We start from the raw sequence: 935 nt of genomic DNA on the forward strand, positions 1-935 counted from the left end.
CGAAGAGGCCGTAACAATCGACAGAGATGTTGAATGTGACGGCCTCTTCGCGAGCAAGCTTCGCTCCTACTGGGAGTGCGGGGTCAGGCCTTGAGGGTTTTCACGCCTTCGCTAGTGCCCAGCAGCAGCAAATCCGCCGGACGCGCCGCGAACAAACCATTGGTGACCACGCCCACAATGGCGTTGATCTGCGCCTCCAGCTCCACCGGGTTGGTGATCTGCATGTTGAACACGTCGAGGATGATGTTGCCGTTGTCGGTCAACACGCCTTCACGGTAGACCGGGTCGCCGCCGAGCTTCACCAGCTCGCGGGCCACATGGCTGCGGGCCATCGGGATCACTTCGACCGGCAGCGGGAACGCGCCGAGCACCGGCACCAGTTTGCTGGCGTCGGCGATGCAGATGAAGGTCTTGGCCACGGCCGCGACAATTTTCTCGCGAGTCAGGGCCGCGCCGCCGCCCTTGATCAAGTTCAGGTGCTCGTCGCTTTCATCGGCGCCGTCGACATAAAACTCCAGGTCGCTGACGGTGTTCAGCTCATACACCGGAATGCCGTGGCCCTTGAGACGAGCGGCGGTGGCTTCGGAGCTGGCGACCGCGCCGTCAAACGCGCCTTTGTGCTTGGCCAGGGCGTCGATGAAGCAGTTGGCGGTGGAGCCGGTGCCGACCCCGACAATGCTCTTGTCGTCGAGTTTCGGGAGGATGAAGTCGACGGCGGCCTGAGCCACTGCCTGTTTGAGTTGATCCTGGGTCATGCGGGCTCCGAGGTGCCGAAGGAGGGAACGAAAGGCCAGCATTATAGGCTTCGGGGCAGGGAAGGTCATTGCCCGATTGGCGGGCCCCGACCTTTACCTGTAGGAGCGAGGCTTGCCCGCGAAAGCGATCGTACCGCCAACATTTATGTTGGATGTGACGGCCTCTTCGCGGGCAAGCCT

At 62.4% G+C, this 935-nt stretch carries 1 protein-coding gene; it reads right to left on the reverse strand.

The features are described 5' to 3' along the window. Positions 1–83: 83 nt before the first annotated feature. Positions 84–755, reverse strand: a complete 672-nt coding sequence (rpiA, locus tag QMX98_RS34745) for a ribose-5-phosphate isomerase RpiA (RefSeq protein ID WP_010466726.1) — start codon at positions 753–755, stop codon at positions 84–86. Positions 756–935 lie beyond the last annotated feature (180 nt).

It is taken from the genome of Pseudomonas sp. PS02303 (assembly GCF_029959925.1).
GTDB classification, from domain to species: Bacteria; Pseudomonadota; Gammaproteobacteria; order Pseudomonadales; family Pseudomonadaceae; genus Aquipseudomonas; species Aquipseudomonas mandelii.